The organism is Arthrobacter rhombi (genome assembly GCF_039526245.1).
GTDB classification, from domain to species: domain Bacteria; phylum Actinomycetota; class Actinomycetes; order Actinomycetales; family Micrococcaceae; genus Arthrobacter_H; species Arthrobacter_H rhombi.
Map to the genome: position 1 here is coordinate 1 of NZ_BAAAIV010000019.1, position 13,979 is coordinate 13,979.

Annotated in this window: 12 protein-coding genes and 1 pseudogene; 6 read left to right on the forward strand and 7 right to left on the reverse strand. The window is 65.7% G+C overall.

Annotated elements, in window-relative coordinates:
* Positions 1-311: 311 nt before the first annotated feature.
* Together ABD088_RS14235 and ABD088_RS14240 are read left to right on the forward strand one after the other, a co-directional pair.
* The gene (locus tag ABD088_RS14235; RefSeq protein WP_343902620.1) at positions 312-1,211 is read left to right on the forward strand and encodes a LysR family transcriptional regulator; all 900 of its coding nucleotides are present in this window, start codon (positions 312-314) and stop codon (positions 1,209-1,211) included.
* Between the two features lie 166 nt (positions 1,212-1,377).
* Entirely contained in the window at positions 1,378-2,481 is a 1,104-nt protein-coding gene (locus ABD088_RS14240) for a tartrate dehydrogenase (RefSeq protein ID WP_343902621.1), read from the forward strand.
* Between the two features lie 42 nt (positions 2,482-2,523).
* Here ABD088_RS14240 and ABD088_RS14245 read toward each other — a convergent pair.
* From ABD088_RS14245 to ABD088_RS14255, 3 genes and pseudogenes are all read right to left on the reverse strand, one after another.
* Positions 2,524-2,685: pseudogene (locus ABD088_RS14245) on the reverse strand (FAD-binding oxidoreductase); the annotation flags it as partial.
* Positions 2,686-2,766: 81 nt separating this feature from the next.
* Complete coding sequence (locus tag ABD088_RS14250; RefSeq protein ID WP_343902622.1) at positions 2,767-3,564, reverse strand: tyrosine-protein phosphatase; 798 nt, start codon at positions 3,562-3,564, stop codon at positions 2,767-2,769.
* Positions 3,565-3,579: 15 nt separating this feature from the next.
* Positions 3,580-4,764, reverse strand: a complete 1,185-nt coding sequence (locus ABD088_RS14255) for a thiolase family protein (protein WP_343902623.1) — start codon at positions 4,762-4,764, stop codon at positions 3,580-3,582.
* A gap of 186 nt (positions 4,765-4,950) precedes the next feature.
* Between ABD088_RS14255 and ABD088_RS14260 the strand changes: the two genes are divergently transcribed.
* Positions 4,951-6,615 (forward strand): AMP-binding protein, encoded by a 1,665-nt coding sequence (locus ABD088_RS14260; RefSeq protein WP_343902624.1) that lies wholly within the window; start codon positions 4,951-4,953, stop codon positions 6,613-6,615.
* Between the two features lie 22 nt (positions 6,616-6,637).
* Here the strand turns inward: ABD088_RS14260 and ABD088_RS14265 are convergent, their stop codons facing one another.
* The 4 genes from ABD088_RS14265 to ABD088_RS14280 all read right to left on the reverse strand — a co-directional run bounded on the left by ABD088_RS14265 (position 6,638) and on the right by ABD088_RS14280 (position 10,015).
* Positions 6,638-7,426, reverse strand: a complete 789-nt coding sequence (locus ABD088_RS14265; protein ID WP_343902625.1) for an NUDIX hydrolase — start codon at positions 7,424-7,426, stop codon at positions 6,638-6,640.
* Complete coding sequence (locus ABD088_RS14270) at positions 7,423-8,415, reverse strand: NADPH:quinone oxidoreductase family protein (protein ID WP_343902626.1); 993 nt, start codon at positions 8,413-8,415, stop codon at positions 7,423-7,425. The genes ABD088_RS14265 and ABD088_RS14270 overlap by 4 nt, the downstream gene beginning before the upstream one ends.
* Positions 8,416-8,469: 54 nt before the next feature.
* The gene (locus ABD088_RS14275) at positions 8,470-9,072 is read right to left on the reverse strand and encodes a TetR/AcrR family transcriptional regulator (RefSeq protein ID WP_343902627.1); all 603 of its coding nucleotides are present in this window, start codon (positions 9,070-9,072) and stop codon (positions 8,470-8,472) included.
* A 67-nt stretch (positions 9,073-9,139) separates the two neighbouring features.
* On the reverse strand, positions 9,140-10,015 hold the full coding sequence (locus ABD088_RS14280; protein WP_343902628.1) for an SDR family oxidoreductase: 876 nt from the start codon (positions 10,013-10,015) through the stop codon (positions 9,140-9,142).
* Positions 10,016-10,275: 260 nt separating this feature from the next.
* On the opposite strand from ABD088_RS14280, the gene ABD088_RS14285 reads away from it, so the two are divergent.
* From ABD088_RS14285 to ABD088_RS14295, 3 genes are all read left to right on the forward strand, one after another.
* Positions 10,276-11,256 carry a quinone oxidoreductase family protein gene (locus ABD088_RS14285; protein ID WP_343902629.1) on the forward strand — a complete coding sequence of 327 codons (981 nt, stop codon included), beginning with the start codon at positions 10,276-10,278 and terminating at the stop codon, positions 11,254-11,256.
* Between the two features lie 59 nt (positions 11,257-11,315).
* Entirely contained in the window at positions 11,316-12,095 is a 780-nt protein-coding gene (locus ABD088_RS14290) for an enoyl-CoA hydratase/isomerase family protein (protein WP_343902630.1), read from the forward strand.
* Positions 12,096-12,238: 143 nt separating this feature from the next.
* Positions 12,239-13,900 carry an AMP-binding protein gene (locus tag ABD088_RS14295; protein WP_343902631.1) on the forward strand — a complete coding sequence of 554 codons (1,662 nt, stop codon included), beginning with the start codon at positions 12,239-12,241 and terminating at the stop codon, positions 13,898-13,900.
* The last annotated feature ends 79 nt before the right edge of the window (positions 13,901-13,979 follow it).

Consider the following 13,979-nt stretch of genomic DNA (forward strand, 5'->3'; position numbering starts at 1 on the left):
CGCGCCGAACAAACGCTCATTGACTGCCTACGACCACTGAAACCAATAGGAATTAATCATCTAGGGCGAAGATGGGGGGTATCCGTGCGGCGGTGATGAGCAGGACGACGCCGATGATGGCTATCGCCGTGAGCAAGAGTGTGGCATTCATGGGAGGTGTCTCCAGTGTCGTCGTCGACCCCGGCAAATCGGGAATCGTGCAGAGGGCTGAGCATGTCGGATCACTTGAGTGAAGCACGTCACTTTCGAATTGATCCAAGACCTATAATCTGTCGTAGTGATAGTCAGTCCCTATCGAACGGAGGCGCGGGATGGATTTGCGTCAACTTCGCTATTTCCTGGCCATCGTCGATGAGGGCGGAGTCCATCGGGCTGCGGAGACGCTGTTCGTGGCACAACCGTCGATTTCACAGGCGCTACGCGGTTTGGAGACGGATCTCGGCACCTCCTTGTTCCATCGAACTGGACGTCGCCTGGTCCTGACGCCTGCCGGCGAGGTGCTCATCCCTGCGGCACGGGAGGTCATCCATGGGATCGACCTCGCCCGGTCCATGGTGGACGCGGTAGACGGGCTGCGTAGCGGGCGGCTGGTCTTTAGCTCCATGCCCTCGCAGTCAGTCGACCCGTTGGCACCCTTGGTGGGCAGGTTCCTGGCAAAGTACCCAGGAGTCCATGTCACCGTCCGCTCGGCGGGGACCGTGGACGATGTCGCCGCGGCCCTGCGCGCGGGGTCAGCGGAAATGGGGATGATCGCCCGGCCCGTGGCAGTGCCCGGCCCCGCCGAGTTCACCGTCCATCCGCTGCAGACCCACCGCTACATTTGCGTCGCGCGCGATGCCGACGCCCTTCCCGGCGGGGCGGGGCCGGTGTCCCCGGCGGATCTGGTGGACTCGCGCTTGATCGTGGGCCAGTCCGGAACCGGTATGCGGCGGGCCGCCGACGTCGTCCTGGCCTCTGCGCCCGGCAGCTCGGCCGTCGTGGAGATCGAGCACCGCGAGGCCCTCCTGCCGCTGGTGCTGGCCGGTGTGGGTGTAGCTGTCGTCGCGGAGTCGTGGCGCGGCTTGGCTGAAACGGCCGGGCTCATCGTCCGCGAGCTGGACACCGCGGAGGCACTCGCCGTCGAACTGATCCACCGTCCCGGCCCCATCAGCCCGGCCGCGCATGCATTGCTCGACGTCGCAGGGCTCCGATCAAGCGGTGCGGAAGAGTGAGCAATTCCGAATGCTGATAGGCCCTGCCTATCGACTGTCTAACTTTTAGGTCTTGGACGGTAGGCAGGCCGGTCGGGTGTGATGGTGCTTGAGCCGCAGCGTTGCCGTCACCGAGCAACTTCCCACCGAGGGAACGGCGAACCCACACACGGGAAGGACCACTTTCATGACCAGAACCCACCGCATCGCGGTCATCGCCGGCGACGGCATCGGCCAGGAGGTCGTGCCCGAGGGGCTCCGCGTCCTGGAGGCCGCGGCAGAGGCATTCGACTTCAAGCTGGAAACCGTCGAGTACGACTATGCCAACGCCGACTACTACGTGAAACACGGCAAGATGCTGCCGGACAACTGGGTCGAGGACATCGGGGCCCACGATGCGATCTTCTTCGGCGCGGTCGGCTGGCCCGACGTCGTTCCAGACCACGTCTCCCTGTGGGGCAGCCTGATCCAGTTCCGCCGGCAGTTCGACCAGTACGTCAGCCTGCGTCCCGTGAAATTGCTGGAGGGCATGGCCAGCCCACTGGCCGGCCGGGTCGCTGGCGACGTGGACTTCTACGTGGTCCGGGAGAACACCGAGGGCGAATATTCGAGCGTCGGCGGGAAGATCTTTGAGGGCACGGACCGCGAGACCGTCATGCAGGAAACGGTGATGACCCGCCACGGTGTGGACCGGATCCTCAAGTACGCCTTCGAGCTGGCCCAGAGCCGACCGAAAAAGCACCTCACCTCAGCCACCAAGAGCAACGGCATCTCGATCTCGATGCCCTACTGGGACGGGCGCGTGGAAGAGATGGCACGGGGCTACGCCGACGTGAGGACGGACAAATACCACATCGACATCCTGGCGGCGAACTTCGTGATGCATCCGGATTGGTTCGACGTGGTGGTGGCCAGCAACCTGTTCGGAGACATCCTCTCCGATCTGGGCCCGGCCTGCACCGGAACCATCGGCATTGCCCCCAGCGGAAACATCAATCCGGAGCGCCGGTTCCCCAGCCTCTTCGAACCGGTCCACGGTTCCGCCCCCGACATCGCCGGCAAGGGCGTAGCCAACCCGGTGGGCCAAATCTGGAGTGCGGCCATGATGCTGGAACACCTCGGCGAGACGACCGCGGCAGCCGCGGTGCAACGTGGTTTCGAGACCGTGCTGGCCACGGCTGGCTCGGACGTCCTCACGCCCGACCTCGGGGGGACCGGTTCCACGCAGGTCCTGGGCAGAACGATTGCCGACGAGATCAAGGCCGTGGCGCTGGCGGGGACCCGGGCGTAGAGCGGATTCCCAGCGGTCGGCGTCCCCCTGGGGCGCCGACCATCAGCTCTCCGGGACGAACGCCTTCCCGGGGTTCAGGATGCCCAATGGGCCGAACAGCGCCTTGATCCCGCGCTGCAGCTCGTACTGGTCATCTCCCAGTTCGTCGCGCAGCCACTTGCGCTTGAGCAGTCCGATGCCGTGCTCCCCGGAGAGCGTTCCCCGAGCTCGGGACGCAGGCCACCGGCCATCTGGCGATCAGGATGTTTGGACACCTCCGTGCGCGAGCCAAGGCGGACGGCGATCCTACGCCCGCGTCGCAGGTTCAGGCTCGTGGCTTCCCGCGACCACAAACCGGTTCAGCAACGCCTCCCGTAGCTCGTCGTCGTAGTGGTTCTCCCGCAGCACTCCGAAAACGCCGCCAACGCCATGGAGCTCACGGAAGAACTCGTGCATGCTGGCGCCCGCAGCACCCAGCAGGGGATGGTCCGGCGTGGCGTCGAAGAAGCCATGGCCGCGCGTTGCGGTGTCGGTTGCGGCGTGCCGTTTCCACACAGCCGGAAGGTTCGGACCTGTCGCCTCGAAGTCGGTCACGATGTCCTCGACTTCGGCGCCAAGGCAACTCAGCAGGACCGCGGCAACGACGCCAGTGCGGTCCTTGCCGGCTGCACAATGGAACAACAGTCCGCCCTGGGCCCCGGCGGCCAGCCGCAGGATAGCGACGATTTCGGGTGCCCGCTTGACCAGCATCCCGGCATACCAGCGGCCCACGTCTTCCGCGCTTCGAATACCCGACATTGCCTTGGCCAAGGTGGCCGGGTCGGCCGCTTTCCGTGTCAGGGGAACATGGTGGTGGCGAATCCCGTGCCTCGACGCGTACGTGGGAGGCAGTCGTCGGACCTCATCAGGGGCCCGCAGATCGATGACCTGGTGGAGGCCCAGTGCGGTCAGCTCTCGAATCTCTCCGTCGGGGCTCAGGCACAGGTCGTCGGCGCGCCAGACCAGCCCTGAGCGGACCGTTCCGCCCTCCACGGTGGTCCCGCCAAGATCCCGGATGTTGGCGCAGGGCATTCGTACGGGCGCTTGCGCGTCCACGGTCGTCATGATGAAGCCATGCGCTCAGTGTCGACGGAACAGGGCCGCGAGGGCCTGGCCGCCGCCGATGCACATCGTCACGATGCCGAGTTCGAGGTCCCGTCGCACCATGTCCTTGGCCACCCGCAGGGACAGGATGGCCCCGGTCGCCCCGACGGGGTGCCCGAGGGCGATGGCCCCTCCGTAGGGATTCGTCTTGGCGGGGTCCAATTTCGCGTCGCGAATGACGGCGACCGCCTGAGCGGCGAAGGCCTCGTTGAGTTCGATCACGTCGATATCCGCCGGGGAAGTGCCGGTCTGTTTGAACAGCTTGTCGAGCGCAAGGACAGGGGCATAGCCCATCAGTTCCGGTTCCATGGCCGCGGTTGCCACCGCCTCCAGGGTGACGAGGCCGTCCAGGCCCCGTTCCTTCGCCACGGATTCCCGGGCGAGCACCACGGCGGCACCGCCGTCGTTGATTCCGGAGGCATTGCCGGCCGTCACCGTGCCACCTTCTTCGAAGGCGGGGCGGAGCTTGGCCAGCCCGTCCAAGGTCGTCTCGGGCTTGGGATGTTCGTCAATGTCGACGGTGAAGGGGCGCCGCCCTCCGACCTCCACCGGTACGATCTCCTCCGCGAATGCCGCGCGGGCCGCGGGCGTGGCGGCGCGGCGCTGTGACTCGAGAGCGAATTCATCCTGCTCCTGGCGGCTGACGCCGTACTTCCGCGCCACGTTCTCGGCTGTGGTGCCCATGTGGGTACCGCTGAAGGGATCGGTGAGGATGGCCACGGTGCCGTCCACGAGTGCGCGGTCCCCGAGCCGGTAGCCATCCCTGGCCCCGAAATCGTAGAAGGGCATGCGCGTCATGGATTCGTTGCCACCGGCCAGGGCGAAGTCAACGCCGCCCCAGTGCATCTGCTGTGCAGCCGACCAGATGGCCTGCAGGCCGGATCCGCACAAGCGGTTCACGGTGAACGCGGGGGTGGACTTCGGCAGTCCGGCCTCGATGCCGACACGGCGGGCGTTGTAGGCGTCGGGGCCGACCTGGCCGATGCAGCCCATGACCACCTCATCGATATCCGCGGCCGCGACGCCAGACCGGGACAGCGCCTCCCGGCTGGCCGCGGCACCGAGCTGATAGCCCGGCACGGACTTGAAGACGCCCCCGAAGCTGCCGATGGGGGTACGGGCGCCGTCAATGATGACGGCCTTCTCGCGAAGGTTGGTCATGGTGTTACCTCATATCGATTCGAGTCGGTCCGAATGATGGACCGGTGCCGCGGTCCTCGGACCTGTCTGATCACAGCTTATCGCTGTCTTTGCTTAAAGTCAGACCAAATACTGCGATGAATCATTCCCAAGATTGTATAAAAGTTGTAATATGACGAGCATCACACCGTCTCCCGGAGGTCTCCAATGTCGACGTATGTCCCCACGCTCCAAGAACGTTATTCGCCTGAGCAGGTTCGCGCTTACTACGAGGCGGGCCTCTGGCTGGAGGAGAGCTATTACGAGCAGGTGGCAAAGCAAGCGGAACGCCAGCCGGACAAGGTGGCCGTCTTCGACTCAACCGTTTCGCTGACCTACGGCCAGTACCGCGAGCAGATCTTGAGGCTGGCGGTCGGGCTCAAGCGCCTCGGCATCCGGCCGGGTGAACGGATCGTGGCCCAGGTCCCGAACATCGCCGAATTCCCGGTGATTGCCGGAGCGGCCAATCGCATCGGGGCGGTCATCGTTCCGGTGATGCCCATTTACCGAGCCCACGATCTGGAACACGTTCTGTCCGATTCCGGTGCCGCCGTCGCATTCTTTGCCCGGGAATTCGGCGGCTTCAACTACCAGGACATGTTTGCCTCCCTGCAGCCGCAGGCCCCCGCCCTGCGTCATCTCGTGGCACTGCGAACTGAGGGGACGGGGACCGAGGGGGCACTGGCCTACGAATCCTTGTTTGCCGATGGCGATCTGACCGCACTCGAGGAGGAGGCAGGGCCGGGAGCTTCCCCGGACGACCCCTTCGAGATCGTCTACACCTCCGGGACCACCTCTCGGCCCAAGGGCTGCTTCCACACGCTGAACACGGTCCGCTCCAGTGCTATCCAGATCATCCGCGCCGCCGGCTATACCGCCGACGATATCCAGTTCGGACCCTCACCGATCACCCATAGCACCGGACTGGTCACGAGCGTGTTGATCCCGCTTTACCTGGGCGCTTCCTCCCACTTCATGGAGAAGTGGGAGCCTGGCGACGGCGCCCGACGGGTGCAGGAGCACCGGCTGACCGCCGCCGTCACCGCAACCGCATTCCTGCAGATGCTCATGAAGGCCTACGATCCCGAGCAGCACGACGCCAGCTCGCTGCGCCTGTGGATCTGTGCCGGTTCGCCCATCCCCGGCTCGGTGGTGCGTGCCGCATCGGAAATGTTCCCCGACTGCCGGATCCAGAGCCTCTATGGCCGCTCCGAGAACCTCCTGACCACTATGTGCGCACTCTCCGACGAACCCGAGCGCTCCATCACCTCCGACGGCCGCGCCATTGAGCCTTCCGTGGTCCAGGTGGTCGACGGCGAGGGGCGGGAACTTCCTCACGGCGAGGAGGGCGACGTGGCCTATCTGGGGCCTTCGCACATGCTGGGCTACTGGAACAATCGACCGGCCACCGAGGAGCTGTTCACCCCCGGGGGGTTTTCACGGTCCGGCGACCTCGGCGTCATGGACGCGGAGGGATTCGTCCGGATCACCGGCCGCTCCAAGGACATCATCATCCGAGGCGGTATGAACATCTCCGCCCGCGAGGTCGAGGACGAGTTGCTGCAGAGTCCCGGGGTGGCCAACGTTGCCGTTGTCGCCATGCCGGATGAGCGGCTCGGCGAGAAGTGCTGTGCATTCGTGGTCCCGGCGGACGACGGCGCTGCTCCCGATCTGGAGACGATCGTCGCCTTCCTGAAGGAGCGGGGCATCGCCACGCAGAAACTGCCGGAGCGTCTGGAAATCGTCGACGAGTTGCCCACCACGGCGACCGGAAAGATCCAGAAGCACCTGTTGCGCGCCCTAGTCGCCGAGAAGGTCAAGGCGGTGCGGTGACACCGCGGATTCCCCGCGCCGGTCATAAGTGGTGCGGGGAATCCGCGTAGTAGGCCTCCTCGAGCGGGAACCGGACCCGGAGCGGCTGCGTGTCCGGCACGATGACGGGCTCGACCAGGAGGCAATCGGCCGGGGTGGACAGGGCCTCGTCCACGGAGGAGAACCGCTGCAGGTGGTGGAACTGCGACCACGTGGGCGGCATGAGTGTCGTTTGGCCTTCGCGGAATAGCCGAAAGGCGGTGCCGGCGTCCATCCACCGGGTGGCGGTTGCCTCCCCGGTGGCTTGTCGTGCCTGTTGGCCAGCGGGCAAGGCAGCCAGGATGAACCGGGTGTCATAGCGGCGGGGCTCCCCGACCGGCGTGATCCATCGTGACAGCGGTCGCAACAGGGTGACGTCGGGAACGAGGTGGTGGGCGGCGAGGAACTCGGCGAAACCCAGTTCGTGTTCCTCCAGCCGGGAGCGCGCCTGCTCGAAGTCCCTCGGGTCCGCCAGGCTCCCGCTGCATGCCGGTCGCGCGAGTAGCACGCCGCATTCCTCGAAGGTCTCCCGCACGGCTGCAGCGAGCAGGCTCCGGACCGTGGCCGGGTCCCCGCCGAGGCGCGTCCCCCACCACTCCAGGTTTGTTCCGGACCAGAACTGTTCGGGCAGGTCGTCGCCCGGGTCTACCCGGCCACCGGGGAAGACGGTCGCCCCGGCAGAGAAGGCCATGGTGGCAGCCCGGGTCATCGTGAATGCCTCGGGGCCCTGATCGCCATCGCGCAGCAACACAACGGTGGCAGCGTCCCGAGCGGGTACGGCGGGGGCCTTCACTGCTCGTCCTTGACCATGAGGACCACCTTGCCGACGGCGGTCCGGTTCTCGAGCGATGCCAAGGCCTCCGCTGCTTGATCCAGTCGGTAGACCCGCTCCACGGCGGGATGCAGGGATCCGGCATCCAAGAGCCCCTGGACGCCGTTCCGAACCCTTTTCAGTGTGCCCGGATGTTCACGCTCCATCACGTCCATGGCGATCCCGGTCAGGGTGAGATTGCGCAGCAGCAGCCGGTTCACCTTGATCTCGGGGATACTGCCGCCCGCAAAACCGACGATCACCCCGGTGCCGCCGATCGCCAGCGCGCGGACGGTGTCCAGAAAGCCGGAGCCGCCGACCATGTCGATGAAGCCCTGCACTCCGTGGCCATCCGTGAGGGTCTTGACGTCGTCGAGCCAGTGGCCGGTGGAACGCAAGACATGGTCCGCACCAGAGGCGACGGCGACGCGTTCCTTCTCGTCGCTGGACACCAATGCGATGGTCGAGATGCCCTGGGCACGGGCGATGTCCAGCACTGCGGTCCCGACCCCGCCGGCAGCTCCGGTCACCAGGACGGTCCCACCGGGCTGCACGCGCGAGCTCTCGAGCGCATACCACGCCGTGGAATAGTTCATGTAGAGACCGGCCGCATGGACATGGTCCATGGACTCCGGTATCCGGATCAGGTAGTCCTCCAAGGCGAGCGCCCGTTCGGCCATAGCGCCTTGCCAGACGATGCCGGCCACCCGGTCCCCAGGTCGCAGCCATGAGTTCCCCGGCGCCTCCACGACGACGCCGGCCAGTTCGCTCCCTGCGACATAGGGGGCTTCCACCCCCGACTGGTACTGGCCGCGGGTCTGGAGGGGGTCGATGAAGGACAGCCCGACGGCGTGCACCTCCACGAGCAGGCGGCGGCCTTCGGCACGGCGGTGGGCACCCTCCGGCTCGGGGACGTGCTGAAGACGCGCGGCGGAGGGGCCGGACAGCTCGGAGACGACAATCGCTTTCATGGGGACCCTGGCTTTCGGCTGGCGGGGAGGCGTCGGGCGTGCGTTGCGGACATTTCAGGACATTGAGCCGGTTTTTGGCGGAGGGGATGCCGGCAATGGAGTGGGACTGCGGCACCAGCCGTTGAGACCAGCGTGGAGGAAGAACAACAAGTTCTCCTCGACGCCGTGCCCGTTCAGGGTGCGGCGGGGCCAGGAGGTCATCGAGAAGATGGTGCCGAGGGCGGACTGCACGGCCTGTGCTGCCTCATCCGCCGTCAGATGTGTATAGAGGCGTCTGACCAGGCTTTCCCACCGTTCGATGTACTGTCGCTGCCGGCGGACGAAGGGACGTTTCCAGGGTTCGGCAATCGACCGAACCTCCCGCTGGTACAGCCCAACCAGTGGGAGGCGGGTGGCGCAGAAGTGGACGTGGTGCCGCAAGGCGCGGTCCAGATCCTGGCCGGGATCATCATGGACCTGGGTGGTGGCGCGCATCAATTCATCCATGGCCTCGTTCAGCAGGGTCGCCAGGATTTCGTCCTTGCCGGAGAACGACCGATACAGCGCCGGACCGCTGAGACCGGCCCGGCGACCGAGTTCGTCCATGCTGACGCCGTGGAATCCCCGCTCGGCGAAGGCCGCTGCTGCGGCGTCGAGGATGGTCTGTTCCCGGCTCACCTGGCGAGCCTAGCAGCGTAGTAGGGGCCCTCACGTAGCAGTTTGCGGTCGTGGTGGATAGAGGTCTTCACTTCTTGTCGAGAATCCTCGGTGACTGGGGACGGTGAAAGCCCTGGAAGGGTTCGTTGTTGCGGGCCTCTTCGGGGAGCACCCAGGAACGCGCGCCATTGGGGGCGCCGCCGTCTACCCGGACAACGGAACCGGATGTGAAGCTCGCCGCCGGGGAGAGCAGGAAGGTGATCGCGGCAGAAATCTCGGATTCCGTCCCCCAGCGCTGCAGGGGGATCTCCCCGCGGAGATCCCGCTGCATGTATCCGTCGTCCTCGGGGTCGTAGGTGTCCAGTCCGGATGAGGCGATGGAGCCGGGGGCCACGGCGTTGACCCGAACTCCGGCCTCACCCCATTCGGCGGCGGCAGTCTCCGTGAGGTTCCACATGGCCGAACGGGCTGCGCCGGAGTGCCCATACATTGGCCAGCCCATCCACATATCCGCGACGATGTTGACGATGGCGCCACCGTGCTCCTCCATGCTGCGGTTGTAGACCTCGCGCATCATGATGAATCCGCCCACCACGTTGGTCCTCAGGACTGCTTCGAACCCCTTGGTTTTGATGGTTTTCAGGGCAGCGCGGTACTGGCCGCCGGCGTTGTTCACCAGTCCATGGATGCGGCCGTGGTCATCCAGGACCTCCTGCACGATCTCCGACATGCGGTCTTCGTCCCGTATGTCCCCCGAGTGGGCCTCAGCGGAGCCGCCGTCCTCGCGGATCTCCGACAGCACGATGTCCAGTTTCTCTTGCTGGCGACCGACCAGGACCACGTGGGCACCGAGGGCGGCTAGCTCATGGGCCGTGCACCGGCCGATGCCGCTGCCTCCGCCGGTGACGATGATCGTCTGGCCTGCGAACAGGTCAGGACGGAATGCCGATGCGTAACCGCTCATGTGAGCTCTCCTTGATTGCCGAAGTGGTCCATTGGTCCTGCGGTGGTGATTCGGTGGTCGTGAGGCGGGGGACCGCCGTGCACCGGCAGGCTAGCTGCCTTCGTTCTACTGTAGTTTGGTCAGTCCATTTACGGCAAGCGCAGGATGTATCGAGGACTGGCGCGTCGCCCTCGGGGTCCTGTACCGTCATAATGGTCTGACCATAGAGGTTCAGACTGACGGGTTGTTGCGTGAGAAGTCGCCGAGATCGGAGCAGGGGCATGAGGGCCATTGTCATGAACGAGTACGGCGGGCCAGAGGTATTGGTCCCGGCGGAGGTGCCGGAGCCGGAACCCCGCGAGGGGTGGGTCACCGTGCGGTTACAAGCCAGCGCCCTGAACTGGCACGACACCCTGATGCGACAGGGCATCTATGGGTCGCCCTTGCCCATCACTCCGGGGGCGGATGGCGCGGGAGTGGTGGTCGAGACCGGCGAGGAGGTCATGATCCTGCCGTCCCTGCACTGGGGTGAACGTGGCTCCGCGCCCTCGGCGGACTTCGAGATCCTCGGGGATCAGCGCAATGGGACGTATGCCGAACTGGTCTCCGTACCCGCGGAGAACGTATTTCCCCGGCCGTCCGGGTGGTCGGCGCTGGAATGCGCCGCCTTCCCGCTGGTCGGCGTCACGGCTTACCGTGCACTCTTCACCCGGGGCCGCCTCGCATCGGGGGAGTCCCTGCTGGTGCTGGGGGCCAGCGGCGGCGTGGCCACCATGGCCGTGGCACTAGCCGTCGCGGCCGGGGCCAAGGTCACCGTCACCTCGACATCGCCGGAGAAGATTGCCCGGGCATGTGAGCTGGGGGCGAGCACCGGTATTGACCACTCGACCGCAAACTGGGTCGAGGAGGCTCGACGCTCCGCGAACGGGGGCGAGGGCTTCGACCTCGTACTCGATCCCGTGGGCCGGGTTGACGAATCCATCGGCACCTTGCGCGCCGGTGGTCGGTGCGTGGTCCTCGGGGCCAATGCCCGTGACACGGCGCCCTTGGCCGTGCGCCCCTTCTATTTCGGTCAATACGACCTGCTCGGTACCACGATGGGGGGACCTCGCGATTTCGCGGGACTGCTCCGGCTGGTCGACTCGGAATCCGTGCGTCCACCGGTCATTGATCGGGTTTTCAGCTTGGAGCAGGCCGCCGAAGCCCACCGATATCTGGAAGGTGGAGGGGGATTCGGAAAAGTCGTCCTCGACCATGGCTGAGAGACTTTCCGCCAGCCCACGCCCATTAAATGCCGTGCCGTACCCCAGGAGGTAAGACCATGACCACGACCATCCGCTACGAGGTCCGCGACGCCATCGCCACCATCACCTTGGATGATCCGGCAACCCGCAACGCCCTCGGGGATGCCACCCTCGACGATTTGCTGGATGCCATCGCGAAAGCCGGAGACGACGACAACATCCGGGTTGTCGTGCTGCGCTCGGCCGATCCGAAGGTCTTCTCCTCCGGGGGCAACCTCAAGGCGTTTGCCGACGACCGGCCAGTCATTGAGAAGTATGCAGGGCTGGATCGCTTTCCTCGCCTCTACAAGATGCTGGGCCGCCTCGGAAAACCTGTCGTCTGCGCGGCGGAGGGTGATGTCCTGGCCGGTGCCTTCGGGCTGGCGCTGGCCTGCGACTTCATCGTCGCCGTGGACGGCGTGCGGTTCGGGTGCCCGGAGATCAACGTGGGTGTCTTCCCGTTCATGATCTCTGCGCTGATCTACCGGAGTGTCCCGCGTGCCAAGGCGAATGAGCTGATGATGACCGGCGAGCTCATCGACGCCGAGGAGGCCCGGCGAATGGACATCGTCAACAGGGTGGTGCCGCAGGACCATTTCGAGGCGGAACTGGCGGCGCTCGTCGAACGGCTCTCGACCCGCTCCCCGCTGCTGATGCGGCTGGGTAAGAACGCCTTGGACGCCACGCGGGACATGTCCTTCGACGATGCCCTCGGGTACCTGCAATCCCAGCTGGCCCTTGCCTTCGCCACGGAGGACATCCGGGAAGGCGTCGCTGCCCTCAAGGAAAAGCGGGAGCCGCAATGGAAGGGCCGCTAAGGCTCCCCGTGGGATGAAGCCCCAAACCCGCAATTGGCATATTGTGCTAATGGTCAGACCGAAGTAGCATTCAGGTGAGGCGCATCACGGTAGGGGTGCGCGGCACGGCCAAACAGGGGCTCCCGGGCCCGGAAGAGGAAACGATGGCTTTCGCGTCAGTCAGTGACCGTTACACAAAGGATCAGATCGCCGGCTTCTACGCCGAGGGATTCTGGGACAAGCCGACGATGTTCGAGGTGCTCGAGCAGCAGGTGGCCCTGCGTGGTGACAAGGTCTTCATCACCGACGACTCGATCGGATTCACTTACCGCGAGATTTGTGATGACGCCGTGAGGATTGCCGCGGGACTGTCCCGACTGGGAGTGCGGCGCGGTGACTCGGTCGCCATCCAGATCCCGAGCTGGGCGGAGTTCGCCGCGTTGTCGATGGCGATCAACCGGTTGGGCGCCGTGATCGTCCCGGCACAGCCGATCTACCGCACCGACGAGATCGGGCACATGATTTCCACGGCTGGAGTCAAGGTGGCCTTCACGGCCGCCGAGTACCGTGGCTTCGACCATGCCGGCATGTGGCGGGACTTCATGGATTCGGCACCCAGCCTGGAGCACGTCGTCACCATCCGGGGGGCGGGGCCCGAGGGCACCCAGACACTCGAGTCGCTTGTCGACGCGGTGCCGGTCGAGAGCGCCCGCGGGGAGCTGCCGGCCGGGGGTGGACCGGACGACCCGTTCGCCATGGTCTTCACCTCGGGGACCACCTCCCAGGCCAAGGGGTGCCTGCACACCTTCAACACCATGGCCACCTCGGCCCGCATCCAGGCGGAGAACTACCGATACACCGAGAACGACGTGCAGTTCGGCCCCAGCCCCGTGACCCATACGACCGGCCTGGTGACCAGCATCATCCTGCCGCTGCTGGCCGGTGCGGCGACCCATGTGATGGAAAGGTGGAACCCCGAACTTGCCCTGGAGCAGATCAGTGAGCACGGCTGCACCGTCACCGTCAACGCCTCGACCTTCCTGCAGACCCTGCTCGAGGCCTATGATCCGGAGCGGCACGACGCCTCGACGATGCGCGTCTGGACCCTGGCCGGCGCCCCCATCCCCGCCTCTTTGGTGGAGAAGGCGCGTAGGGCGCTCCCGAACCTCTCCGTGCTGAGCCTGTACGGGCGGACCGAGAATACGTCCATGGCGATGTGCACCTTGGACGACGACCCGGAGCGGTCCCTGACCTCCGATGGGCGCGCGTTTCGTGGGCAGGAGATCGTCATCCTTGGTCCCGGCGATGAGGTTCTCCCCCCGGGCCAGGAGGGCGAGATCGCCTTCCGTGGCTCCATGGTCCTGCTGGAGTACGTTGGCGAGCCGGAGAAGACCGCCGAATCGTTTACCGCCGACGGATACTCCAAGTCCGGTGACCTGGGAATCCTGGACGAGGCAGGCTATCTCCGGGTGACCGGCAGGCTGAAGGACATCATCATCCGCGGCGGCTACAACATCTCCGTCCGCCAGGTCGAGGACCTGCTGGCCGCGCATGAATCGGTGGGCAAGGTGGCCGTCGTCGCGATGCCGGACGAGACCATGGGCGAAAGGGCCTGCTGCTTCCTGGTCCCGGCGGCGGGTCATGATCCGCTGACCCTGGACGAGATCCGCGACTACCTGCTGGGTAAGGGGCTCGCTATCCAGAAGGTCCCGGAGCGTCTGGAGATCGTGGACGAGGTGCCCACCACCCCGACCGGCAAGATCCAGAAGAACGTCTTGCGCACACATATCGCCAAAAAGCTCTCGGGCACCCAGGCCATCGTGTGAGGCCATCGCGCAGCGTCGCGGTTCAAGGCACTCTTCGGGAGCCGCGGGTTGACTGTGGAATAGACGACGGCGGTGCGCC

Excerpts from the sequence above, each read along its gene's own strand:
- ABD088_RS14235 (WP_343902620.1), top strand. The coding sequence starts at position 312 with ATGGATTTGCGTCAACTTCGCTATTTCCTGGCCATCGTCGATGAGGGC.
- ABD088_RS14270 (WP_343902626.1), bottom strand. The coding sequence starts at position 8,415 with ATGAAAGCGATTGTCGTCTCCGAGCTGTCCGGCCCCTCCGCCGCGCGT.
- ABD088_RS14285 (WP_343902629.1), top strand. The coding sequence starts at position 10,276 with ATGAGGGCCATTGTCATGAACGAGTACGGCGGGCCAGAGGTATTGGTC.
- ABD088_RS14250 (WP_343902622.1), bottom strand. The coding sequence starts at position 3,564 with ATGACGACCGTGGACGCGCAAGCGCCCGTACGAATGCCCTGCGCCAAC.
- ABD088_RS14260 (WP_343902624.1), top strand. The coding sequence starts at position 4,951 with ATGTCGACGTATGTCCCCACGCTCCAAGAACGTTATTCGCCTGAGCAG.
- ABD088_RS14295 (WP_343902631.1), top strand. The coding sequence starts at position 12,239 with ATGGCTTTCGCGTCAGTCAGTGACCGTTACACAAAGGATCAGATCGCC.
- ABD088_RS14280 (WP_343902628.1), bottom strand. The coding sequence starts at position 10,015 with ATGAGCGGTTACGCATCGGCATTCCGTCCTGACCTGTTCGCAGGCCAG.
- ABD088_RS14240 (WP_343902621.1), top strand. The coding sequence starts at position 1,378 with ATGACCAGAACCCACCGCATCGCGGTCATCGCCGGCGACGGCATCGGC.
- ABD088_RS14255 (WP_343902623.1), bottom strand. The coding sequence starts at position 4,764 with ATGACCAACCTTCGCGAGAAGGCCGTCATCATTGACGGCGCCCGTACC.
- ABD088_RS14290 (WP_343902630.1), top strand. The coding sequence starts at position 11,316 with ATGACCACGACCATCCGCTACGAGGTCCGCGACGCCATCGCCACCATC.